Below are 21,172 nucleotides of genomic sequence, written 5' to 3' on the forward strand. Positions count from 1 at the left end.
CCATGACCGACCTGCTCGTCCCCACCGACCACGCCGTGCTCCCGCAGGTGCGCGACTGGCTCGCCCGCCCCAAGGGCCTGTTCATCGGCGGCTCCTGGGTGGACGCCGCCTCCGGGCGCACCTTCGAGACCCGCGACCCCGCCACCGGCCGGGTGCTGACGCAGGTCGCGCACGGCGAGGCCGTCGACGTCGACCGCGCGGTGCGCGCCGCCCGGACCGCCTTCGAGGGCGAGTGGGCGCTGTGGACGCCGGCCCAGCGGCAGCGGCTGCTCTTCAAGATCGGCGAGGCGATCTACGACCACGCCGAGGAGCTCGCCCAGCTCGAGTCGCTCGACAACGGCAAGTCCGCGGGGGTCGCGCAGGCCGTCGACATCACCTGGGTCGCCGAGCTGTTCCAGTACTACGCCGGCTGGGCCACCAAGATCGAGGGCCGCACCATCCCGGTCTCCGTCCCGTGGGCGCCGGGCGCCCAGTGGCACGCCTACACCCTGCGCGAGCCGGTCGGTGTCTGCGGCGCCATCGTGCCGTGGAACTTCCCGCTGCTGATGGCCGCCTTCAAGATCCCGGTCGCGCTCACCTGCGGCAACACCGTGGTGCTCAAGCCGGCCGAGGACACCCCGCTCACCGCGCTTCGTCTCGCCGAGATCATGGCCGAGTGCGGCCTGCCGGACGGCGTCTTCAACGTCGTGACCGGCTACGGCGACGCCGGTGCGGCGCTGGCCGGGCACGACGACGTCGACAAGATCGCCTTCACCGGGTCCACCGAGGTCGGCAAGCTCATCGTCGACGCCGCCAAGGGCAACCTGAAGAAGGTCAGCCTCGAGCTCGGTGGGAAGAGCCCCCAGGTCGTCTTCGCCGACGCCGACCTCGACCTCGCCATCCCGGGCACCGCCTCGGGCTTCCTCTTCAACCACGGCCAGACCTGCACCAGCGGCACCCGGCTGCTCGTCGAGGACCGGATCTTCGACGAGTTCACCCAGGGCGTCGCCGAGGTCGCGGCCGCGAGCAAGCTCGGGCCCGGCCTGGACCCGACCTCCACCGTCGGCCCGCTGGTCTCGCAAACGCAGCTCGACCGGGTCCTCGGGTACGTCGACCAGGGGCTACGCGACGGCGCCCGGGCCCTCACCGGCGGGCGCCGGCACGGGGACGAGGGCTTCTACGTGGAGCCGACCGTGCTCGTCGACGTCGACTCCTCGTTCAGCGTCTACCGCGAGGAGATCTTCGGTCCGGTCGTGGTCGCCACCCCGTTCAGCGCGGAGCGTGGCGTCGCGGCGGCGGCCAACGACACGCCGTACGGCCTCGCCGCGTCGGTCTGGACGAAGGACGTCACCAAGGCCCACCGCACCGCCCGCCAGATCAAGGCGGGCACGGTGTGGATCAACTGCCACAACGCCTTCGACGCCGCGATGCCGTTCGGCGGCTACAAGCAGTCCGGCTGGGGCCGCGAGCTCGGCGCGTCGGCCATCGACGCCTACACCGAGCAGAAGTCGGTCAACGCGCTGCTGGCCTGACCCCGTCCACCGGTCCATCGCTCCGGCGCGGTGCCCTCGATCGAGGGTGCCGCGCCGGCCGCCTTCCGACGAGAGTGAGCACCATGAGCACGACGACCGCCGTCATGTCCACCGCGCTGCGCGCCGCCCGGGACGGACTGCAGTCCCGGCGCACGTCGTACGACGCGGCGGTCGCGGACTTCGCCTGGCCGGACGTCGGGCCCAGCTTCAACTTCGTGCACGACTGGTTCGACGGCTACGCGCGCGACAACGAGCGGCCCGGCCTGGTCATCGTCGAAGAGGACGGCAGCCGCGCGGCGTACTCCTTCGCCGAGCTGGTCACCCGCTCCGAGCAGGTCGCCGCCCACCTCGCTGCGCAGGGCATCGGCCGTGGCGACAGCGTCGTGGTGATGCTCGGCAACCAGGTCGAGCTGTGGGAGTCGATGCTCGCGCTGATCCGGCTGGGCGCGGTGATCATGCCGACCACGACCGCCGTCGGCCCCGCCGAGCTGGTGGACCGGCTCGGCCGCGGTGACGCGTGGGCCGTCATCGCCAATGCCGCCGACGTGGCGAAGTTCGACGACGTGCCGGGCGACTACGTGCGGCTCGCGGTGGGGGAGGCGCCGTCGGGCTGGCTGTCGTACGCCGCGGCGTACGACGTCCCGGCCGCGCCGCTGCCGCATCCCGGCAATGCGAGCACCGACCGGCTGCTCCTCTACTTCACGTCCGGGACGACGTCGCGGCCCAAGCTCGTCGAGCACACCCACGTGTCCTACCCGGTCGGCCACTTGTCGACGATGTACTGGCTCGGCCTGCAGCCCGGGGACGTGCACCTCAACATCTCCAGCCCCGGCTGGGCCAAGCACGCCTGGTCGAACCTCTTCGCGCCGTGGCTGGCCGAGGCGACCGTGTTCGTCCACAACTACGCCCGCTTCGACGCCGCCGCGCTGCTCGACCTGATCCGCGCGGAGGGCGTCACGACCTTCTGCGCGCCGCCGACCGTGTGGCGGATGCTCATCAACGCCGACCTCTCCGGCGGCCCGGGCGTGCTCCGGGAGGCCATCGCCGCCGGCGAGCCGCTCAACCCCGAGGTGATCAGCCAGGTCGAGCGGCACTGGGGCCTGACCATCCGTGACGGGTTCGGCCAGACCGAGATGACCGCCGCGATCGCCAACACCCCCGGCCAGCCGGTGAAGTCCGGCTCGATGGGGCGCCCGCTGCCCGGCGTGCCGGTGGTCCTGGTCGACCCGCTCACCGGTGCTGTCGTCGACGGCGCGGGGGAGGGCGAGATCTGCCTCGATCTCGGTGGTGCGCCGCTCCCACTGATGACCGGCTACCAGGGCGACCCGGAGAAGAACGCCGACGCCATGGCGGGTGGCTACTACCACACCGGCGACGTCGCGGCGCGGGACGAGGACGGCTTCATCACCTACGTCGGTCGCACCGACGACGTGTTCAAGGCCTCCGACTACAAGATCAGCCCGTTCGAGCTGGAGAGCGTGCTGATCGAGCACCCGGCCGTCGCCGAGGCCGCTGTCGTCCCGGCGCCGGACGCGGTCCGGCTGGCTGTTCCCAAGGCGTACGTCAGCCTCGTCGACGGGCACGCGCCCACGGCGGAGACGGCGGAGTCGATCCTGCGCTACGCCCGCGAGCACCTCGCGCCCTTCCTGCGGGTGCGCCGGCTGGAGTTCTACGAGCTCCCCAAGACCATCTCCGGCAAGATCCGCCGGGTCGAGCTGCGGCAGCGCGAGACCGAGGTCGAGGGCGCCCGCCCGGCCGGGGAGTTCCGCGACGAGGACTTCCCCGGCCTCCGGGGCTGATCCGGCTGGCGTCGTACCGGACATCCGGGTCGTGAATTCACCCCTTTGACGACCCGGGTGTCCGGTACGACGGGGGGACTCAGCCGTAGGTGTAGAACCCGCGGCCGGTCTTGCGGCCGAGCAGCCCGGCCTCGACCATGCGGGCGAGCAGCGGCGGGGCGGCGTACAGGGGCTCCTTGAACTCCTCGTAGAGCGACTCGGCGACGGCCTTGACGGTGTCGAGGCCGATCAGGTCGGCGAGGGCGAGGGGGCCCTGCGGGTGGGCGGCGCCGAGGACCAGGCCGTGGTCGATGTCCTCGGCGGAGGCGAAGCCCGACTCGAACATCCGGATCGCCGAGAGGATGAACGGGATCAGCAGGGCGTTGACGACGAAGCCGGCGCGGTCCTGGCAGTCGATCGCGGTCTTGCCGAGGTCGTCCTGCACGAAGGCGCGGGCGCGCTCGGTGGTCGCCTCGTCGGTCATCAGGGAGGGGACGAGCTCGACCAGCTTGAGCACGGGGACCGGGTTGAAGAAGTGCACGCCGAGGACGTGGGACGGGCGCTTCGTCGCGACCGCCAGCTTCATGATCGGGATCGAGGAGGTGTTGGAGGCGAGGATCGCGTCGGGGCTGGTGACGATCTCGTCGAGACGGCGGAACAGGTCGGTCTTGGCCTGCTCGTCCTCCACTATGGCCTCGATGACGATGTCGCGGTCGGCGAGGGCCGCGAGATCCTCGACCACCCGGATGCGAGCCACGACGGCGTCCGCGGACTCGATCTTGCCGCGGCTCTCCGCACGCTTGAGGGAGCTCTCGAGCCGCTGTCGGGCGGCCTCGACCGCCGCCGGCGATGACTCGACGACGATGACGTCCTTGCCGGCACGGGCGTTGACCTCGGCGATGCCCGATCCCATCAGGCCGCCGCCGACCACTCCCACACGCTCGATGCTCGTCATCAGGTTCCCCTCGTTCGGTCGGCCCGCGCGTCGGATCGCCGGGGGCCGTTACTAGGACGTCCTAGTAAAACGTACGGGTGACCGGCGAGTAGGACCAGCCGGGGGGCACCGCGCCGGAGCAGGTCGGGCCGGAGCAGGTCAGGCCGGTGCAGGTCGGTCGAGGGCGTCGACGACGGCGGCCACGATCGCGTCGGACGTCCGCTCGACCATGGTGAGCACGGTGCGGAACCCGTCGTCGCCGCCGTAGTAGGGGTCCGGCACCTCGCCGCCTGGGTGATCCGGGTCGAAGTCGCGGAACAGCCGGACCCGGGCCGGGTCGGCCTCGCCGAGGTCGCGCAGGTCCCGCAGGTTGTCGTGGTCCATCGCGAGCACGAGGTCCTGCTCGTCCAGCCAGGACGCGGGCACCTGCTGCGCGCGGTGGCGGCTGGCGTCGTACCCCTCGGAGGTCAGGAGCGCCGCCGCCCGACGGTCCATGGGGTCACCGGCGTGCCAGTCGCCGGTGCCGGCGCTGACCACCGTGACCCGGTCGTCCACCCCGGCATCGGCCACGCGGGCGGCCAGGACGACATCGGCCATGGGTGAGCGGCAGATGTTGCCGAGGCACACGAGCGCGATCCGGTACTGCCCCGGCGTGCGGGGCGGGGGAGCCGCGACCATCGGACGGCACTCAGTCGTCGACGCCGACGATGGCGTCGAGGAACCAGGTCGTGACGCTGATGATGATCGAGCCCCAGACCGCGGCCCAGAAGCCGTCGACGTGGAAGCCGATGTCGACGACGTCGGCCAGCCAGGCGGTGAGCCGCAGCAGAAGGGCGTTGAGGACGATGAGGAACAGCCCCAGCGTCACCAGGATGAACGGGATCGACAGCAGCGTCAGCAGCGGCTTGACGAAGGCGGTCACCGCGCACGAGATGAGCGCGACCCCGACCAGCGGCAGCCACTTGTCGTCGAACTCGGCGCGGCCCGAGGTCGCCCCCTCGAACCAGATGCCGTCGATCAGCTGCGCGGCGAGGGCGAGGGCTGCGGCGGTGATCACCCAGCGGGACAGGAAGGCCAGCATGCGGCCAGTCTCTCATTCCAGTCCGAGCGCCTCGATGATCTCGGCCTCGGCATCGTCGATGTGCCGGCGCAGGAACGCGTGGGCGCCGCGGGGACCGTCGATCCGGTCCGCCTCCAGCAGCTCCACCAGGCCCTCGTGGGACCCCGCCTCGTCGTGGGCGTTGCGGTGCATCCGCTCCACCTGGGCCAGCGCGAGCCTGAGCTCGTCCATCAGCGCCTCGGCCATCTGCACCAGCCGGGTGCTGCCGGTCAGCTCGACGAGGGACACGTGGAAGGCGAGATGCCGTTCGTTGAGGTCCTCGTAGGACGCCTCGCCGCTGCGGACCGCGGCCGTGTAGGCGTCCAGGGTGGTGCGGACCCGCGCCCGTCGTACGGCGTCCGCGGTCGGCCACGCCTGCACCCCGGCGCCCTCGAGCACCCAGCGCGCGCGGCACACGTCGCGGACCGAGTCGGCCCGCGGCGTCGCGACCATCACCCCGCGGTGCGGCTCACGGGTCGCCAGACCCTCGGCGACCAGGACGGTGAGCGCCTCGCGGACCGTGGGCCGGGAGACGCCGAGGGACTCGGCCAGGGCGACCTCGCGCAGCGGCGTGCCGCTCTCCAGCTCGCCCTCGAACACCGCGCGGCGCACCTCCGCGGCGACCCGCGTGACCGTCGACGCGTGCTCGACGCTCAGCGGGGTGAACACTCCGGCCATGCCCCCATTGTGCAAGCACCGGGTGCCAGGGACGCCCTAGGCTGACCCCCGTGCCTCCCGAGTCTCCCGTCGACGGCCCGTCCCTCGAGGTCGGTGGAGGCCGCAGCCTGCGTGTCGTGATCGCGGTGGGCGGCGTGCTGCTGGCCCTGGCGATCGTGGCCGGTGCCGTCTTCCTCCTGGTCGGGCGCGACGGCGACGACGAGGGCGCCGACAAGGTCGGCGAGGACACGAGCAGCACCCCGCCGGACGCCCCGGCGTCCGGGGCGACGCTCGAGCTGCCGACGATCGACGCCTCCGACTTCCCGAGCGACCTGCCGACCACGGTGCCCACCGTGGCGCCGAGCAGGCAGCCGAGCCTGCCCGCGCCGCCGGCGGACAAGCCGACCAAGGTTCCGAGCGGCTTCCCGTCGGGTATGCCCTCCCAGATCCCGGACTTCCCCACCGACCCCGCTGACATGGAGTCGTGGTTCTCCGAGTACCTCGAGCAGATGGGTCCCTGATGAGCCAGCCCCCGCCGCCGTACGGCGCCCCGCCACCGCCTCCTGCCGGCCCGCCGGGTGGGCCGCCCCCGGGTGGGCCGCCCCCGGGCGGTCCTCCGAGTGGACCGCCGTCGTTCCCCCCGCCCGGTGGCCCCTGGGGCCCCGGCGGTCCGGACGGTCCGAGCACGCCCGCGCGCGGCTCCGGCAAGGGCCGGTGGATCGCGCTCGGCATCGTCGGCGTGGTGCTCCTCGTCGGCGTGATGATCGGCCTGGTCGTGGCCCTGTCCGATGACGACGACGACGGCGACCGCCGGGGCGACGACAGCTCGGACGGTGGACCCGAGGACGTCGTCGAGGACCTGGTCGACGCCGCCGAGGACGGCGACTGCGCGGCGGCCGAGCGACTGCTCACCCAGCAGGCGCAGGCGGCGGACCCCTGCGAGTCGGAGGCCTTCCAGTTGCTCGCGTCCGAGGACGTCGAGTCCGAGGTCCACGAAGCCAGCATCGACGGCTCGACCGCGAGCGTGCGGGCCGACTTCACGAGCCAGCACGGCAGCGCGGAGTACACCTTCCTGCTGGAGAAGGTCGACGGGACCTGGCTCGTGACGTCCTACGCCGCCTCCCGGACCACGGGCTCCGACGGGCCGGACGCCGGCTCCTCCGACGCTCCCACCGGCAGCGCGACGATCCCGCCCACCTCGGGTGCGGGCCCGTCCGCCGGCGGCACCAGCACCGCCGACGCCGTACCCGACGATCCGGCCGCGGTCGTCGAGGCGTTCTTCGACTCCGCCTTCGCCGGCGACTGCGCGACGGCCGAGGACCTGGTCACCGAGCGGTACCTCGCCGCGGAGGGCGGTTGCGACATGGACGACATCCCCTCCGGCCTGGGGGACAGCGTCACCTACGACATCGGTACGCCCGTGGTCGACGACGCGGGCGGCACCGCCACCGTCACGGTCGAGCTGACCGCCTTCGGCAGCACCGAGAGCACCGTCTTGGAGCTGGCCCGCGAGGGCGGCCGTTGGAAGATCGACAAGACGGGCTGACCCCGGGGCCGGTCCGGACCGGCCGACGCGACGTCCGTCGCCGGCCGGGGCCACTACGGCATCCTGACCGCGTGCGCTCCTTCACCACCACCGTGGCCGTCCTGCTCGCCACCCTCCTCGCGCCCTTCGCGATCGCGGGGACCTGGCTGACCGCTCGGGTCGACGACCGCGACGAGTACGTCGACACGGTGGCCGGCCTCGCCGACGACCCGACCGTGCGGTCGGTCCTGGCCGACGCCGCCGCGGACGGCGCGATCGAGGCGCTCCAGAAGTACGTCCCGGTCGGCGTGCCCGCGGGGGCGCGGGACTGGGCCCGGGCCGCCGCGACCGTGGTCGTCGAGAGTCCCGAGTTCCCCACGTTCTGGCGCTCGGCCAACGCCGACCTCCACGACCAGGTGCTCGCGGTCCTGGAGGACCCCGACGCACCGGCCGACGGCGTCATCACCGTCGACGCCAGCCTGCTCCTCGCCCAGGTCCTGCTGCAGCTCCAGGACCGGGGCATCCCGGTCGGCCTGCTGCCCGACATCCCGCTCCTGGTGCCCGTCGAGCGGGAGGCGAAGGTCGCGGAGGCGGGACCGGCGTACCGGACCGCCGACGGTGTCATCCGCATCCTCCCGTTCGGGTGGCTGGCCCTGATGGGCGTGGCGCTGGTCGCGGCCCGCGGCTGGCGTGGGCGGTGCCGGGCGCTCGGCCTCGGCCTGCTCGGCGTCGCACTGGCGGCGGTGGCGCTGCTGGTGGCCGCGGACCCCCTCGCGTCGGCCACGCTCGACCGGGTCGAGGTGGAGCGGCGCGAGCTGGCCGGCGTCCTGCTCGACACGGTCATCGGCTCGCTCGAACCGTACGCTCGCGGCTTCCTGCTGGCGGCGCCGGCCGGCCTGATCCTGGTGGTCGTCTCGCTGCGGTCGCGGCGTCGTGACGAATCCCCCTTCCCGGAGCCCGACTACTACTAGGCTCACGTGCGTGAGCGAGCCGTTCCCCCACCGCCCCCGGGCCCCGGGCGACGGCTCTGCCGAGAAGTGATGCACCGGTACGACCGCTCGGCTCCCCGAGCCGTCGTACCGCCCTGGGGGGACAGGGCGCCAGGAGGAGGCCTTCCGCGCGTCACGCCGGGCGTCGTACGACGTTGACAGACCAGCTGCCGTTCATGGGGACGAGTATCGTGGTGATCGCCGATGTGCTCCGGATCACCCGTCACGCCACCCCTGCGACGGACCCGGACCCACGCACCAACCCCCGACCCGTGCCGCGGCGATCCCGCGGGCGGCTGCAAGGAGTGGCGATATGAATCACCCCACGAAGTTCTCCTCCCCCGCTGCGCTCCTTGGCGCCGGTCGCTTCGCTCCCCGCCTACTTCGTATCCGGACAACTTCGCGGGGACCCCGATGACCGACCCCGTCTTCGGACCGGCTCTCGAACAGGCACCGGAGCCCGAGCTCGTCCAGCTCCTGACCCCCGAGGGCGAGCGGGTCCACCACCCCGGCTTCGACCTCGACTTCACCGCCGACGAGCTGCGTGGCTTCTACCGGGACATGACGCTCGTGCGCCGCCTCGACGTCGAGGCGACCGCGCTGCAGCGGCACGGCGAGCTCGGCCTGTGGGCCCAGCTCCTGGGCCAGGAGGCGGCGCAGATCGGCGCCGGTCGCGCGCTGGCGCCGCAGGACTACGTCTTCCCGACCTACCGCGAGCACGGCGTCGCCTGGTGTCGCGGCGTCGACCCGGTCCGGCTGCTCGCCCTGTTCCGCGGCGTCGACCAGGGTGACTGGGACCCCGCCGAGCACAACTTCGGCCTCTACACGATCGTCATCGGCGCGCAGACGCTGCACGCCACCGGCTACGCGATGGGCGTCCAGCGCGACGGCCTGGTCGGCACCGGCGACCCCGACCGCGACACCGCAGTCGTCGCCCACTTCGGCGACGGCGCGTCGTCCCAGGGCGACGTCAACGAGGCCTTCGTCTTCGCGGCGTCCTTCAACGCGCCGGTCGTCTTCTTCTGCCAGAACAACCAGTGGGCGATCTCGGAGCCCTTCGAGCGGCAGTCCCGGATCCCGCTCTACCGCCGCTCCCAGGGCTTCGGCTTCCCCGGCGTCCGGGTCGACGGCAACGACGTCCTGGCGACGTACGCCGTCACGAAGGCCGCGCTGCAACGGGCCCGGGACGGGCAGGGCCCGATCCTGATCGAGGCCTACACCTACCGGATGGGCGCCCACACCACGACCGACGACCCCACCCGCTACCGGCTCAGCGACGACGTCGAGCACTGGAAGCTCAAGGACCCCATCGCCCGCCTCGAGGTCTACCTGCGCCGCAACGGGATGGCCGACGACGCGTTCCTGGCCGAGGTCGCGGCCGAGGCCGACGCGCTCGGCGAGCGGATGCGGCGTGAGTGCCACGCCCTCCCCGACCCCTCGACCCACGACCTGTGGGACCTCGTCCACGCCGAGAAGACGCCCGAGCTGGCGGCCCAGCAGGCGGAGTACGACGCCCATGCCGCCTCCTTCGAGGAGGTGCACTGAGATGGCCACGATGACCCTCGCCAAGGCGCTCAACGCCGGCCTGCGCAAGGCGATGGAGGACGACGACAAGGTCGTCATCATGGGGGAGGACGTCGGCGCGCTCGGCGGCGTCTTCCGGATCACCGACGGCCTGCAGAAGGACTTCGGCGACGCCCGGGTGATCGACACCCCGCTGGCCGAGTCCGGCATCGTCGGCACCGCCGTCGGCCTCGCGATGCGCGGCTACCGGCCCGTCGTCGAGATCCAGTTCGACGGCTTCGTCTATCCGGCCTACGACCAGATCGTGTGCCAGGTCGCCAAGATCCACTACCGCAGCCGGGGCAAGGTGCGGATCCCGATGGTCATCCGGATCCCGTTCGGCGGCGGCATCGGCGCCGTCGAGCACCACAGCGAGTCGCCCGAGGCGCAGTTCGTGCACACGCCCGGGCTCAAGGTCGTCGCCTGCTCCCACCCGGCCGACGCCTACGCGATGATCCAGCAGGCCGTCCACGCCGACGACCCGGTCGTCTTCCTCGAGCCCAAGCGGCTCTACCACTCCACGAAGGCCGAGGTCGACGAGTCGGCTCCCGCCGCTCCGCTGTGGCAGTCGCGGGTGGTCCGCCCGGGCTCGGACGCGACGCTCGTCGCCTACGGCCCGACCGTCTCGACCTGCCTCGACGCCGCGACGGTCGCCGCCGAGGAGGGCCGCTCCCTGGAGGTCATCGACCTGCGCACCCTCTCGCCGCTCGACCTCGTTCCCGTCATCGAGTCGGTCCGTCGTACCGGTCGCCTGGTCGTGGTCCACGAGGCCCACGTGACGCTCGGCGTCGGCGCCGAGATCGCCGCCCGGGTCACCGAGACGTGCTTCCACTCGCTCGAGGCCCCGGTCCTGCGGGTCGGCGGCTTCGACACGCCGTACCCGCCCGCCCGGATCGAGGAGGCCTTCCTGCCCGACCTCGACCGGATCCTCGACGCCGTCGACCGGACCTTCGGGTTCTGAGGAGTCTGCAGATGACGAACGAGTTCAAGCTTCCCGACGTCGGCGAGGGCCTCACCGAGGCCGAGATCGTGGCCTGGCGGGTCAAGGAGGGCGACGTCGTCGCGGTCAACGACGTCGTGGTCGAGATCGAGACCGCCAAGTCCGTCGTCGAGCTGCCCTCGCCGTACGCCGGTCAGGTGCTGGCGCTGCTCGCCGCCGAGGGGGACACCGTCGAGGTCGGCACGCCGATCATCCGGATCGGCGAGCCGGGCGCCGCCCCGGTACCTGCCACTCCCGCCGCTCCGGCGGGCCCGCCGGCGACCGAGGTGATCGACACGAACATCCCGCCGGAGGGCAATGTCACGCTCGTCGGCTACGGGCCCAAGCAGCGGGCGCTCAAGCGCCGCGCGCGCAAGGCCGCGCCCGACGAGCTCGCCGCCGTCGTGGTCCCCGGGCCGGTCGCTCCCGATCCCGACCGCCCGGCCCGGACCCTCGCCAAGCCGCTGGTGCGGCGTCTGGCCCGCGACCTCGGGGTCGACCTGACGGCGCTGGTGCCGACCGGCCCGAAGGGCACCGTCAGCAAGGAGGACGTGCTCGCCGCGGCCGGTGGTGCCGCGCCCATCGCGCCCACCGGGCCGGTCGCCCCGGTCGCCCCGGTCGCCGCCGACCCGGCCGGCCGCGAGACCCGCGAGCCGATCAAGGGGGTGCGCAAGAACATGGCCGCCGCCATGGTCTCCTCCGCCTTCACCGCCCCGCACGTGACCGAGTGGGTGACCATCGACGCCACGGCCACCGTGGAGCTCGTCGCCCGCCTCAAGGAGCGCCGCGAGTTCGCCGGAGTGAAGGTCAGCCCGCTGCTCGTGGTGGCGCGGGCCTGCCTGCTCGCCCTGCGGCGCGCCCCCCTGCTGAACTCGACGTGGGACCAGGCCGCCCAGGAGGTCGTGGTCAAGAACTACGTCAACCTCGGCATCGCCGCCGCCACCCCGCGCGGGCTGGTCGTCCCCAACGTGAAGGACGCCCATGCGCTGTCGCTCGTCGAGCTCGCCCGGGCGCTGGAGGCGCTCACCGCGACCGCCCGCGAGGGCCGTACCCAGCCGGCCGAGCTCGCCGGCGGGTCCTTCACGATCACCAACGTCGGCGTGTTCGGCGTCGACGGCGGCACGCCGATCATCAACCCCGGCGAGTCCGCGATCCTCTGCCTCGGCGCCATCAAGCCGCAGCCGTGGGTCGTCGGCGACCAGGTGGTCCCGCGCCAGGTGATGACGCTGTCGCTGTCCTTCGACCACCGCCACATCGACGGCGCCACCGGCTCGCAGTTCCTCGCCGACGTCGCCGACCTGGTCAACGACCCCGCGACCGCACTGCTGTTCTGAGCTGGATGGCGCGAGCGCGTCGCTCGTGCCTCGCGCCGCGCTGCCGCGCTCGCGGTCGGCTCGGGTAGGCGGTCGGGTTGGCGTGGCGGCCACACGTCGGCGCGGCGTGAAGCGTCGCTCTCGTCGGCTTCGGTCGCTCGTGCCTCGCTCCCTGCGCCTCCTCGCCCGCCGTTCGCGCCGTGGCCTGGAGAGGAGGAGGGGCGCGAGCGCGGTCGCCTTGGGTAGGTGATCGGGTTGGCGTGGCGGCCACACGTCGGCGCGGCGCCGGGCCGGACACCTCGGAGGTGTCCGATGCTCAGGCGCAGGGCTCCTCGCCCTGCGTGAGCAGCTTCCCGGCGAGGGTCGTCGTGATCCGGTAGCAGCTGCCGCTCGAGCGGTTGCCCGCGGAGACCACCACCGCGGCCCGGCCGTCGGTGCGCAGGATGGTCACGCCGAGGACGTCGACCGGACCGGTGGCCGAGCGCTGTGCGGTGTCCACGTGCCGGAACATCGCGTCGATGTCGACCTCGGCCAGCGAGATCAGGCCGGGCTCGAGTGGTGCGCTCGGCGTCCGTGCGCCGTCGTCGAGGAAGATGCCGTCCTGCAGGAACCAGCGGTGGATCTTGCCGTGCGCTCGGGAGGGTCGATAGATCACGACCTGGTGGTCGGTGAAGCCGAAGGCCAGCGCGCGAGGCTGTTTGCCGAACTCCTCCTGGTAGAGGGTGGCGAAGCTGCGCACGCCGTCCGGCGTGAAGGCGTAGGCAGGCTCGTCGACCGGTTGGCCTTCGTCGGCCGGCGGCTCCGGCTCGAGCGCGCGGGGCACGTCGGCCGGCTCGGCGGCGGGTGCCGGCTCGGTCAGGCTGGTGGCGCTGGCCGGCTCGGGCCCGTCGTCCTGGAGCGCCGTGTATGCCGCTCCTCCGGCGACCACCAGCGCGATCACCGCCCCGGCGACGGCGAGGCGCGACCTCGTCAGGAGCCCGCCCGCGGTGGGCCCACTCCGGAGGTCCTGGGTGAGGCTGGCGAGCTCGTCCCTGGTCTCCGCGCGCAGGGCGAGCTCGCCTCGCCTCTCCCACTCGGCGCGGGAGAGTCGGCCCTCGCCGTACGCCGACTCCAGGAGGCTCAAGGCAGCCATTCGATCGGCCTCGCTCGCCCACCTGTCGTGCTCGTGCATGGCTCGACGCTACCGGGCGGACGGCCGCCCCTCTCTGCTCGTCAGGGCCGGGAGTTCATGGCCCAGATCGTCCACAGGCTGGGGACAACTGTTCGCCAGCCCCGCGGCCAGCGGGTAGAACGGCGGGATGTCGCCGCCGCCCGATCCGCCCGACGTGCTCGGTCCCTACCGGGTCGTGCGGCGCCTGGGCCAGGGCGGCATGGGCACCGTGTACGACGCCCTCGACACCGTGCTCGACAGGCACGTCGCGCTCAAGCTGATCGTCCCGGAGCTCGCGGACGACCCGGACTTCCGGGCGCGGTTCGTGCGCGAGGCACGAGCCCAGGCCTCCTTGGACTCGCCGCATGTCGTGCCGGTCTTCGCGCACGGAGAGATCGACGGCCGGCTCTACCTCGCCAGCCAGCTGGTGCCCGACGGCGACCTCGGCGCCGCGCTGCGCGCCCACGGTCCGCTGTCGCCGACCGAGGCCGCGGACCTGGTCGCGCAGGTCGCCGACGGACTCGCCGAGGCGCACCGGGTGGGCCTCGTGCACCGCGACATCAAGCCGGCCAACGTCCTGCTGCGGCGCCGCGGCACCCACACCGTGGCCTATCTCGCCGACTTCGGGATCGCCGGCCCCGCGGACGCCGACCCCGAGCGCGGGATCCTGGGCGACCTGCAGGCGCTGGGGCGGCTGCTGGGTGCGTGCCTGACCGGCCGGGCGCCGTACGACGGCGGGTCGGTGCCATGCCTCCCGGGGCCGGTCGCGCGGGTCCTGCGCGACGCGGTGGCCGGCTATCCCTCCGCCGTCGCACTGCGTGACGACCTGCGGGCGAGCGTCGCGGCACCTGCTCCGCCGGCCCGTCGGATCGGCCGGATCGGCCGGACCGGGCGGATCGGGCGGATCGGTCGGATCGGTCGGATCGGTCGGATCGGCCGGATCGGCCGGATCGGCCGGATCGTGGCGGCTGCGACGGCGGTCGTCGCCGCCGTCGCCGGCGCGGCCATCCTCGTCGCGCGCGACGACCCGCGGGTCACGGGCGAGCCGGATGCCGTGGCCACTCTCGCGCGCGCCCTCCAGCGTGACGCCGCCCTCGATCCCACGACGGCGGCCTGCACCGCGCGCACCCTCGTCGTCGCCCACGGCCCCCGCCGTCTCCAGGACCTCCCCGTCGACACCGTCCTGGCCGCCGCCGCGGGCTGTCTGTGGCCCGCTGCCTCCGGCCCGCGCTGAGCAGCCCTCCTGTCGAGAGTCTCGGGAAGGGCGGTCTCACGCCGGTGCGGGATACCGCGTGTAGTCCCGGGCCCGGCGCACCAGTGCGGCGTGGAGCCCGCGGACGACCTCGGGCTGGGGGACCCCGCGGCGCGTGCAGGCCACCAGGGTCACGGTCGGCGGCTCACCGTCGATCGCGCGGTAGGTGATCATCCCGCTCTGCTCGAGGGGGTGGCCCATCACGGTGAAGTCGGGCAGCAGGGTGAAGCCGATGCCCTGGGCGACCAGCGCCTTGCCCAGCTCGGCGCCGTCGGCGGTGTAGCAGACCTCCGGCATGGCCGTCCCGAACCAACGGTGCGCGAAGCGGTTCATGAGGTAGCCCGGTCGCATCTCGACGAACGGCTCGGAGCGCAGGTCGTCCGCGGTGAGCGTCTCCCGGGCCGCCAGCGGGTGGTCGGGCGTGAGCACCGCGACCGGCCGGCCGTGGATGAGGTCGGCGCGGGCGACGTCGGGCGGGACGTCGTCCCCCTCGAGCATGTTGACCAGGCCCAGGTCGAGGGAGCCGGCGGCGATCTCGGCGAAGATCTCGGACTGCTGCATGTTGCGCAGCTCGACGGTGACCTCGGGGCTGGCCGCGCGGAACCGCCGGACGGCGGGGATCAGGAGCGTGGAGCTGGCGGCCTGCACGGTCCCGACGTGGACCACCCGGGAGGCGGCCGTCTGCTCGCGGGCGGCCGCGCGGATCCGCCGGACCGCGTCGACCGCGTCGACGATGTGGGGGAGCAGGTCACGGCCCCGCCTGCTGATCCGCGCGCCGGAGCGATGACGGTCGAGGAGGGTGACGCCCAGCTCGCGTTCGAGGCGCATGATCGACTCGGAGAGCGCGGGCTGCGAGATGTGCAGGTGCTCGCTCGCGCGCCGTAGCGATCCGTGCCGTGTGATCGCATCGATGTACTCGAGCTGCTCGATGCGCATGGCGGGACTCCTCCTGGACGGCCTGTTCCTCGGCTGCAAGCGATCGTGAAGCCCTATCGCCCCACCGTGAGAACCCATGGCGGAACCGGCGGGAACCCCTTGCATCGATCTAATACTAGTAGTTCGATTGAATTAATCACTTGGTGAGCGAGGAGTTCGATGTCCCTGAAGTTCAACTGGTTCCTGCCGACCAACGGCGGAGACGGTCGCCAGGTCGTCGGCGGCGGCCACGGCGTCGACGCCGGCCCGGCCGGTCGTCCGGTGACCGTGCCCTACCTCGGCCAGATCGCCCGCAGCGCCGAGCAACTCGGCTTCGAGGCCGCGCTGGTGCCCACGGGCGCGTGGTGCGAGGACGCCTGGGTGACCACGGCGATGCTCTCGCAGGTCTCCGACAGCCTCGGCTTCCTCGTCGCGCTCCGTCCGGGCCTGATGTCGCCGACGCTGGCGGCGCAGATGGCGACGAGCTTCCAGAACCTCTCCCGGGGGCGCCTGCTGCTCAACGTCGTCACGGGCGGCGAGAGCGCGGAGCAGCGCGCGTTCGGCGACTTCCTCGACAAGGAGGCACGCTATGCCCGCTGTGACGAGTTCCTGACCGTCGTGCGACGGCTCTGGGACGGCGAGACCGTCGACTTCGCCGGCGAGCACATCCGGGTCGAGGGTGCGCGGCTCCACCAGGTCCCGCACCGCCGTCCCGAGATCCAGTTCGGTGGTTCCTCGCCGGCTGCCGGACAGGTCGCCGCGCGCCACGCCGACGTCTATCTCACCTGGGGGGAGCCGCCGGCCGCCGTCGGCGAGAAGGTCCGCTGGATCCGCGAGCTCGCCGCGAAGCAGGGCCGTGAGCTGAGCTTCGGCCTCCGGGTCCACGTCATCAACCGCGACACCTCCGAGGAGGCATGGGCCGAGGCCGACCGACTGCTGTCCGGCATCGACGACGCCAGCATCGCCGAGGCGCGCGCCGGGCTGGCCCGCAGCGAGTCCGTCGGTCAACGGCGGATGCTCGACCTCAGTGGCGGCACCCGCGACGACCTGGAGATCCACCCCGGCCTGTGGGCGGGGATCGGGCTGGTCCGCGGCGGCGCCGGAACGGCGCTGGTCGGCAGCCACGAGGACGTCGCGAACCTGATCGAGGAGTACCACGCCGTGGGCATCGACCAGCTCGTCCTCTCCGCGTACCCCCATCTCGAGGGCGCCTACTGGTTCGGGGAGGGCGTGCTGCCCGTCCTGGAGGGGCGGGGCCTGTGGAAGCGCCCGGTGGCGGCATGAGCGTCGACACCGCTCCCCGTGAGCTGGTCTCCGCCGCAGCCGGTACGCCGGCCGCGCCCGGCCGGCCGCGTCCCCGCCGGCGGAGGATCGAGCTGCCCTACCGGCTGCTGCGGCTGCTGAGCCCGTTCATCCTGGTCGGCCTGTGGCAGCTCGCCTCCTCGACCGGCCTACTGGCCGAGCGCACCTTCCCACCTCCGGCCACCGTCGTCGACACCGCGCGCTTCCTGTGGGAGAGCGGCGAGCTGCCGGACGCGATCCTGGTGTCCCTGCGCCGCGCAGCACTCGGCTTCCTGCTCGGTGGCGGCCTCGCCGTCGTCCTCGGCGCCGTCGCGGGGCTCAGCCGGCTCGGCGACGCTCTCGTCGACCCCTACGTCCAGATGCTGCGCGTGCTGCCCCTCTTCGGGCTGGTGCCGCTGTTCATCATCTGGTTCGGCATCAAGGAGGAGCCGAAGATCTACCTGGTCGCGCTGTTCGCGCTGGTGCCGCTCTACCTGAACCTGGTGGCCGCCCTGCGCGGGGTCGACCGCGATCTGCAGGAGGTCGCCGCGTCGCTGCGGCTGAACCGCTGGGAGCGGCTGCGCCATCTCTACGTACCCGCGGTCCTCCCCGGTGCGCTCGTGGGGCTCCGGCAGTCGCTGGGTGCCGCACTGGTCGCGCTGGTCGTCGCCGAGCAGGTCAACGCCGGCGCCGGTCTCGGCTACCTCATCAACAACGCCCGCGACTTCCTCCGCACCGACATCATCGTGGTCGCCCTGCTCTGCTACGCCGTCCTCGGCCTTCTCACCGACGCCGTGGTCCGGGTCCTCGAACGGGCGGCCGTGCGCTGGCGCGACGAGGGGGTGCAGCGATGAGTAGCCCGATCGTCGCGGCCGCGCGCGGCGTACGTCGCGCCTTCGGGGACCACGTCGTCCTCGACGGCATCGACCTCGAGATCCGCACCGGCGAGTTCGTCGCGCTGCTCGGCCGGTCCGGCTGCGGCAAGTCCACCCTGCTGCGGATCCTGGCCGGTCTCGACGGCGGCGCCGAGGGCGAGGTGCTGGGGGGACGGGAGCCGGCGGTCGTCTTCCAGGATCCCCGGCTCTTCCCGTGGCGCCGGGTGCTCGACAACGTCGCTCTCGGACTCCGTGGCCCGGACGCTCGCGAGCGCGCCGAGCGGGTGCTGGCCGAGGTCGGCCTCACCGGCCGGGAGCGAGCCTGGCCGCGCCAGCTGTCCGGTGGCCAGCGGCAGCGCGTCGCCCTCGCCCGGGCACTCGTCCGCGAGCCCGACCTGCTGCTCCTCGACGAGCCGTTCAGCGCGCTCGACGCGCTCACCCGGATCTCCGCGCAGGAGCTCGTCCAGAGCCTGGTCGAGACCCACCAGCCCGCCGTCCTCATGGTCACCCACGACGTCGAGGAGGCGCTGCTCCTCGCCGACCGGGTGCTGGTGATGGACACCGGCGGCCTGGTCCACGACGAGCGCATCGACCTGCCGCGGCCCCGCCGCCGCGACCACCCCGAGATCGTCCGTCGCCGCTCCGCCCTGCTGCGGCTGCTCGGCGTGGACCAGGGAGCCTCGGTCCCTGCCTGACCGTCCCCGTGCGTCTGCACACCCATCCCGAGAAGGACAGAGATTCATGCTGCACACCGACCGAACCCGCCTGCGCCGCGCCCTCGCCGGCACCGTCGCCGCGATCGCCGCCGTCGCTGCCGTCGCCGGCCTCAGCGCCTGCGGATCCGACGACGCCGCCGCCGGTGACAAGCCCGTGCTGCGGGTCGGCGTCCAGAAGGACGGCGTCCGCGCCGTACTCCAGGAGGCGGGCCTGCTCGACGACCTGCCGTACGAGATCGAGTGGGCCGAGTTCACCGCGGGGCCGCCGATCGTGGAGGCCGCCTCCGCCGACCAGATCGACGTCGCGTGGGTGGGATCGGCGCCGCCGATCTTCGGTGCCGCCGCCGACGCGAGCTTCAAGATCGTGGCCCAGGTGCAGGAGCGCGACGAGAAGGAGAACTCCATCCTCGTGCCCGCCGGGTCCGACATCGCGGAGGTCGCGGACCTGAAGGGCAAGAAGGTCGCCGTCGGCAAGGGAACCTCCGCGCACGGACTGCTCCTGCAGGCGCTCGAGCGCAGCGGCCTCACCCTCGCGGACATCGAGGCGAACTACCTCGCCCCGGCCGACGGCCTGGCAGCGTTCACCTCCGGCGAGGTGGACGCCTGGGTGGTCTGGGACCCGTTCGTGACCCAGGCGATCGAGCAGAACGACGCCGTCGAGATCACCGGCGGCGCGCCCGACGAGCAGGGCGTCCAGTTCGAGATCGCCTCCTCCGTGTCGCTCGAGGAGCCGGAGACGCGGGACAACATCGAGCACTTCGTCAAGCTCCTCCAAGAGGCCTGGGTCTGGGCGGTCGACAACGCCGACGCCTGGGGCGACGGCTGGGCGGCCGAGTCCGGCCTGGCGCCGGAGATCACCCGGGTGGTGGCGAGGAACAAGGCCGCCGACTTCGGTCCGGTCACCCCCGAGACGGTGGCCGCCGAGCAGGCCCTGGCCGACGCCTTCTTCGAGGCGGGCGAGCTGCCCAAGCGGATCGACTTCGCCTCGATCGTGGAGCCCGGCCTCATCGACTGAGGCCGGGACCCTCCGGGACCTCGAGGCTCAGTCCCGCGCCGGCGTGGTCCGGTCGAGCAGCCAGTCGTCGAAGAACGACGACAGCTCCTCGCCGGTGGTCTCCTCGATCCAGTCGAGGTACTCCGCGCGGTCGGCGGTGTCGTTGGCCTGCCCGGCCGGCCACTCCCGGAGCACCTCGAAGAACCTCCGCTCGCCGATCCGCTCCCGCAGCTCCTGCCACATCAGGGCCGGGCCGTAGTAGATGTTGCCGTCGCCGAACTGGGTCGGGTCGAAGGCGCCGGGCGGCCCGGCCGCCGCCCGCAGGTCGGGCTCGAAGGCCGCCCACTCGTCCATCTTGCGCGCGACCGGGATGCCCTCCTGCTCGGCCTCCCACATGCCCTGGAGGTACATCGCCATGCCCTCGTTCATCCACACGTCGGACCAGTCCGCGGGCGTGACGGTGTTGCCGTACCAGTGGTGCGCGGCCTCGTGCACGATCACCGCCGCCGAGAGGCTGTAGGGGGAGTCGCCCAGCGTCACCATGGTCTGCGTCTCCATGCCGCTGTCGTTGTCGACGACGAGCACGCCGAAGCTGTCGAACGGATAGGGGCCCAGGATCCGCTCGAGCCAGTCGATCGCGTCCGGGGTCGAGGCGGTTCCGCCGGGCAGGGCCTCGCCGTCGGCGTCGGTCCACACCTGGATCGGCACCCCGCTCGCCGACTCCAGCTCGGTGTGCTGGAAGTCGCCGAACGCCACGGTCACGAGGTACGCCGACGCCGGCTCCGCGAGGTGCCAGGTGTTCACGCTCTGCCCGCCCTCGGTGGTCGAGGAGGTGAGGACGCCGTTGGCGACGCCGGACCAGGGTGCCGGGACGGTCAGGGTGAAGTCGTAGAGCGCCTTGTCGGACGGGTGGTCGTTGGCGGCGTACCAGGTGAAGGCGCCGTAGGGCTCCTGCAGCGTCCACGTCTCGTGCTCGGCGGTGATGCTCCAGCCCACGCCCTGGGCGAAGTCGGCGCGGGCGCTCGGCGCCGGTGCGGGTGCGGGGGTGCCGGCGTACTCCAGGACCAGCTCGTACTGCTCGTCGGTCGCGACCGGATGCGCGACCGTGAGGTCGTTGCCCTCGACAGTCACGCCGACCGGCGTGCCGTCGAGGGTGGCGCTGCTGATCGGGAGCTGCTCGTTGAAGTCGAGCGGGATCTCCTCCGCGTCGCCGGTCGCCCGGAAGGTCAGCCTCTGCGTGGCGGTGAGCCGGTCGTCGTCGGGCGACCAGGTCAGGTCGAGGTCGTAGTGCAGCGCATCGACGAGCGGGTCGCCGATCTCGGGGTAGACCGAGTCGCCGCGGGTCTCGTTGCGCGCGATCGCGAGCTCACCGGCGGGTGCGCTGTTGCTGGGCGAGCTGGTCGGGGCGGCCGACCCCGGCCCGGCGGGCCTGCCCGACACGCCACCGCAGGCGGTGAGCAGCAGGCAGCCGGTGATCGCCGCCAGGGTGCCGCGCCCTAGGGCGCCGCGCCCGAGGAGGCCGCCGAGGCCCGCGCCACGTCTCATGGAGGCATCATGACGCCCCCGAGAATCTGACAGCCATTCACCTTTGTCCGTCACCCCGGTCGACCGCAGTCGTTGGAGAAGTGATCGGGGTCACTG

The 21,172-nt window shown here is 72.8% G+C and carries 20 protein-coding genes; 13 read left to right on the top strand and 7 right to left on the bottom strand.

Features of this window, described 5'->3' with window-relative positions:
• Positions 1 to 2 precede the first annotated feature (2 nt).
• Both KVF89_RS19410 and KVF89_RS19415 read left to right on the top strand, forming a co-directional pair.
• Entirely contained in the window at positions 3 to 1,511 is a 1,509-nt protein-coding gene (locus KVF89_RS19410) for an aldehyde dehydrogenase family protein (RefSeq protein WP_257427832.1), read from the top strand.
• Between the two features lie 83 nt (positions 1,512 to 1,594).
• Positions 1,595 to 3,310 (top strand): AMP-binding protein, encoded by a 1,716-nt coding sequence (locus KVF89_RS19415; protein ID WP_257427833.1) that lies wholly within the window; start codon positions 1,595 to 1,597, stop codon positions 3,308 to 3,310.
• A gap of 79 nt (positions 3,311 to 3,389) precedes the next feature.
• On the opposite strand, the gene KVF89_RS19420 is transcribed toward KVF89_RS19415, so the two are convergent.
• From KVF89_RS19420 to KVF89_RS19435, 4 genes are all read right to left on the bottom strand, one after another.
• Positions 3,390 to 4,235: a 3-hydroxybutyryl-CoA dehydrogenase gene (locus KVF89_RS19420; RefSeq protein ID WP_273475487.1), complete on the bottom strand. Its 846-nt coding sequence runs from the start codon at positions 4,233 to 4,235 to the stop codon at positions 3,390 to 3,392.
• 147 nt (positions 4,236 to 4,382) lie between these two features.
• Positions 4,383 to 4,901: a low molecular weight protein-tyrosine-phosphatase gene (locus KVF89_RS19425; RefSeq protein ID WP_257427835.1), complete on the bottom strand. Its 519-nt coding sequence runs from the start codon at positions 4,899 to 4,901 to the stop codon at positions 4,383 to 4,385.
• A gap of 10 nt (positions 4,902 to 4,911) precedes the next feature.
• The gene (locus KVF89_RS19430; RefSeq protein ID WP_257427837.1) at positions 4,912 to 5,304 is read right to left on the bottom strand and encodes a phage holin family protein; all 393 of its coding nucleotides are present in this window, start codon (positions 5,302 to 5,304) and stop codon (positions 4,912 to 4,914) included.
• A 12-nt stretch (positions 5,305 to 5,316) separates the two neighbouring features.
• Complete coding sequence (locus KVF89_RS19435; protein ID WP_257427838.1) at positions 5,317 to 6,000, bottom strand: GntR family transcriptional regulator; 684 nt, start codon at positions 5,998 to 6,000, stop codon at positions 5,317 to 5,319.
• Between the two features lie 50 nt (positions 6,001 to 6,050).
• On the opposite strand from KVF89_RS19435, the gene KVF89_RS19440 reads away from it, so the two are divergent.
• From KVF89_RS19440 to KVF89_RS19465, 6 genes are all read left to right on the top strand, one after another.
• The gene (locus tag KVF89_RS19440; RefSeq protein ID WP_257427840.1) at positions 6,051 to 6,500 is read left to right on the top strand and encodes a flagellar basal body-associated FliL family protein; all 450 of its coding nucleotides are present in this window, start codon (positions 6,051 to 6,053) and stop codon (positions 6,498 to 6,500) included.
• Positions 6,500 to 7,525 carry a nuclear transport factor 2 family protein gene (locus KVF89_RS19445; RefSeq protein ID WP_257427842.1) on the top strand — a complete coding sequence of 342 codons (1,026 nt, stop codon included), beginning with the start codon at positions 6,500 to 6,502 and terminating at the stop codon, positions 7,523 to 7,525. Before KVF89_RS19440 ends, KVF89_RS19445 begins: the two co-directional genes overlap by 1 nt.
• A 71-nt stretch (positions 7,526 to 7,596) precedes the next feature.
• A complete protein-coding gene (locus KVF89_RS19450) occupies positions 7,597 to 8,475 on the top strand; it encodes a hypothetical protein (protein ID WP_257427844.1) in 879 nt (292 codons plus the stop codon).
• A 432-nt stretch (positions 8,476 to 8,907) separates the two neighbouring features.
• Positions 8,908 to 10,038: a pyruvate dehydrogenase (acetyl-transferring) E1 component subunit alpha gene (pdhA, locus tag KVF89_RS19455; RefSeq protein ID WP_257427846.1), complete on the top strand. Its 1,131-nt coding sequence runs from the start codon at positions 8,908 to 8,910 to the stop codon at positions 10,036 to 10,038.
• A 1-nt stretch (position 10,039) separates the two neighbouring features.
• Positions 10,040 to 11,017, top strand: coding sequence for an alpha-ketoacid dehydrogenase subunit beta (locus tag KVF89_RS19460; RefSeq protein ID WP_257427848.1), 978 nt, complete (start codon positions 10,040 to 10,042; stop codon positions 11,015 to 11,017).
• A gap of 11 nt (positions 11,018 to 11,028) precedes the next feature.
• A complete protein-coding gene (locus KVF89_RS19465) occupies positions 11,029 to 12,369 on the top strand; it encodes a dihydrolipoamide acetyltransferase family protein (protein ID WP_257427850.1) in 1,341 nt (446 codons plus the stop codon).
• A 295-nt stretch (positions 12,370 to 12,664) separates the two neighbouring features.
• Here KVF89_RS19465 and KVF89_RS19470 read toward each other — a convergent pair whose 3' ends face one another.
• Complete coding sequence (locus tag KVF89_RS19470) at positions 12,665 to 13,519, bottom strand: DUF1707 domain-containing protein (protein WP_257427852.1); 855 nt, start codon at positions 13,517 to 13,519, stop codon at positions 12,665 to 12,667.
• A gap of 127 nt (positions 13,520 to 13,646) precedes the next feature.
• Here KVF89_RS19470 and KVF89_RS19475 point away from each other — a divergent pair, with 127 nt between their 5' ends.
• A complete protein-coding gene (locus KVF89_RS19475) occupies positions 13,647 to 14,732 on the top strand; it encodes a serine/threonine-protein kinase (protein WP_257427858.1) in 1,086 nt (361 codons plus the stop codon).
• A gap of 36 nt (positions 14,733 to 14,768) precedes the next feature.
• On the opposite strand, the gene KVF89_RS19480 is transcribed toward KVF89_RS19475, so the two are convergent.
• Positions 14,769 to 15,686 (bottom strand): LysR family transcriptional regulator, encoded by a 918-nt coding sequence (locus KVF89_RS19480; protein ID WP_257427860.1) that lies wholly within the window; start codon positions 15,684 to 15,686, stop codon positions 14,769 to 14,771.
• Positions 15,687 to 15,845: 159 nt separating this feature from the next.
• Between KVF89_RS19480 and KVF89_RS19485 the strand changes: the two genes are divergently transcribed.
• The 4 genes from KVF89_RS19485 to KVF89_RS19500 are packed head-to-tail and all read left to right on the top strand — an operon-like array spanning position 15,846 to position 19,552.
• Positions 15,846 to 16,949: an LLM class flavin-dependent oxidoreductase gene (locus KVF89_RS19485; RefSeq protein WP_257427862.1), complete on the top strand. Its 1,104-nt coding sequence runs from the start codon at positions 15,846 to 15,848 to the stop codon at positions 16,947 to 16,949.
• A complete protein-coding gene (locus tag KVF89_RS19490; protein ID WP_257427864.1) occupies positions 16,946 to 17,800 on the top strand; it encodes an ABC transporter permease in 855 nt (284 codons plus the stop codon). The genes KVF89_RS19485 and KVF89_RS19490 overlap by 4 nt, the downstream gene beginning before the upstream one ends.
• Positions 17,797 to 18,516 carry an ABC transporter ATP-binding protein gene (locus KVF89_RS19495; protein ID WP_257427865.1) on the top strand — a complete coding sequence of 240 codons (720 nt, stop codon included), beginning with the start codon at positions 17,797 to 17,799 and terminating at the stop codon, positions 18,514 to 18,516. Before KVF89_RS19490 ends, KVF89_RS19495 begins: the two co-directional genes overlap by 4 nt.
• 46 nt (positions 18,517 to 18,562) lie before the next feature.
• Positions 18,563 to 19,552 carry an ABC transporter substrate-binding protein gene (locus KVF89_RS19500; protein WP_257427866.1) on the top strand — a complete coding sequence of 330 codons (990 nt, stop codon included), beginning with the start codon at positions 18,563 to 18,565 and terminating at the stop codon, positions 19,550 to 19,552.
• A 27-nt stretch (positions 19,553 to 19,579) separates the two neighbouring features.
• Here KVF89_RS19500 and KVF89_RS19505 read toward each other — a convergent pair whose 3' ends face one another.
• On the bottom strand, positions 19,580 to 21,076 hold the full coding sequence (locus KVF89_RS19505) for a M1 family metallopeptidase (RefSeq protein ID WP_257427868.1): 1,497 nt from the start codon (positions 21,074 to 21,076) through the stop codon (positions 19,580 to 19,582).
• Between the last annotated feature and the right edge of the window lie 96 nt (positions 21,077 to 21,172).

It is taken from the genome of Nocardioides carbamazepini, assembly GCF_024614185.1.
In the GTDB taxonomy this organism is placed as follows: Bacteria; Actinomycetota; Actinomycetes; order Propionibacteriales; family Nocardioidaceae; genus Nocardioides; species Nocardioides carbamazepini.

What these genes read in the sequence shown, in the direction of transcription:
- KVF89_RS19410 (WP_257427832.1), top strand. Translation starts at nt 3, where the DNA reads ATGACCGACCTGCTCGTCCCCACCGACCACGCCGTGCTCCCGCAGGTG.
- KVF89_RS19415 (WP_257427833.1), top strand. Translation starts at nt 1,595, where the DNA reads ATGAGCACGACGACCGCCGTCATGTCCACCGCGCTGCGCGCCGCCCGG.
- KVF89_RS19425 (WP_257427835.1), bottom strand. Translation starts at nt 4,901, where the DNA reads ATGGTCGCGGCTCCCCCGCCCCGCACGCCGGGGCAGTACCGGATCGCG.
- KVF89_RS19430 (WP_257427837.1), bottom strand. Translation starts at nt 5,304, where the DNA reads ATGCTGGCCTTCCTGTCCCGCTGGGTGATCACCGCCGCAGCCCTCGCC.
- KVF89_RS19435 (WP_257427838.1), bottom strand. Translation starts at nt 6,000, where the DNA reads ATGGCCGGAGTGTTCACCCCGCTGAGCGTCGAGCACGCGTCGACGGTC.
- KVF89_RS19445 (WP_257427842.1), top strand. Translation starts at nt 6,500, where the DNA reads ATGAGCCAGCCCCCGCCGCCGTACGGCGCCCCGCCACCGCCTCCTGCC.
- pdhA (WP_257427846.1), top strand. Translation starts at nt 8,908, where the DNA reads ATGACCGACCCCGTCTTCGGACCGGCTCTCGAACAGGCACCGGAGCCC.
- KVF89_RS19460 (WP_257427848.1), top strand. Translation starts at nt 10,040, where the DNA reads ATGGCCACGATGACCCTCGCCAAGGCGCTCAACGCCGGCCTGCGCAAG.
- KVF89_RS19465 (WP_257427850.1), top strand. Translation starts at nt 11,029, where the DNA reads ATGACGAACGAGTTCAAGCTTCCCGACGTCGGCGAGGGCCTCACCGAG.
- KVF89_RS19470 (WP_257427852.1), bottom strand. Translation starts at nt 13,519, where the DNA reads ATGCACGAGCACGACAGGTGGGCGAGCGAGGCCGATCGAATGGCTGCC.
- KVF89_RS19475 (WP_257427858.1), top strand. Translation starts at nt 13,647, where the DNA reads ATGTCGCCGCCGCCCGATCCGCCCGACGTGCTCGGTCCCTACCGGGTC.
- KVF89_RS19480 (WP_257427860.1), bottom strand. Translation starts at nt 15,686, where the DNA reads ATGCGCATCGAGCAGCTCGAGTACATCGATGCGATCACACGGCACGGA.
- KVF89_RS19485 (WP_257427862.1), top strand. Translation starts at nt 15,846, where the DNA reads ATGTCCCTGAAGTTCAACTGGTTCCTGCCGACCAACGGCGGAGACGGT.
- KVF89_RS19490 (WP_257427864.1), top strand. Translation starts at nt 16,946, where the DNA reads ATGAGCGTCGACACCGCTCCCCGTGAGCTGGTCTCCGCCGCAGCCGGT.
- KVF89_RS19495 (WP_257427865.1), top strand. Translation starts at nt 17,797, where the DNA reads ATGAGTAGCCCGATCGTCGCGGCCGCGCGCGGCGTACGTCGCGCCTTC.
- KVF89_RS19500 (WP_257427866.1), top strand. Translation starts at nt 18,563, where the DNA reads ATGCTGCACACCGACCGAACCCGCCTGCGCCGCGCCCTCGCCGGCACC.
- KVF89_RS19505 (WP_257427868.1), bottom strand. Translation starts at nt 21,076, where the DNA reads ATGAGACGTGGCGCGGGCCTCGGCGGCCTCCTCGGGCGCGGCGCCCTA.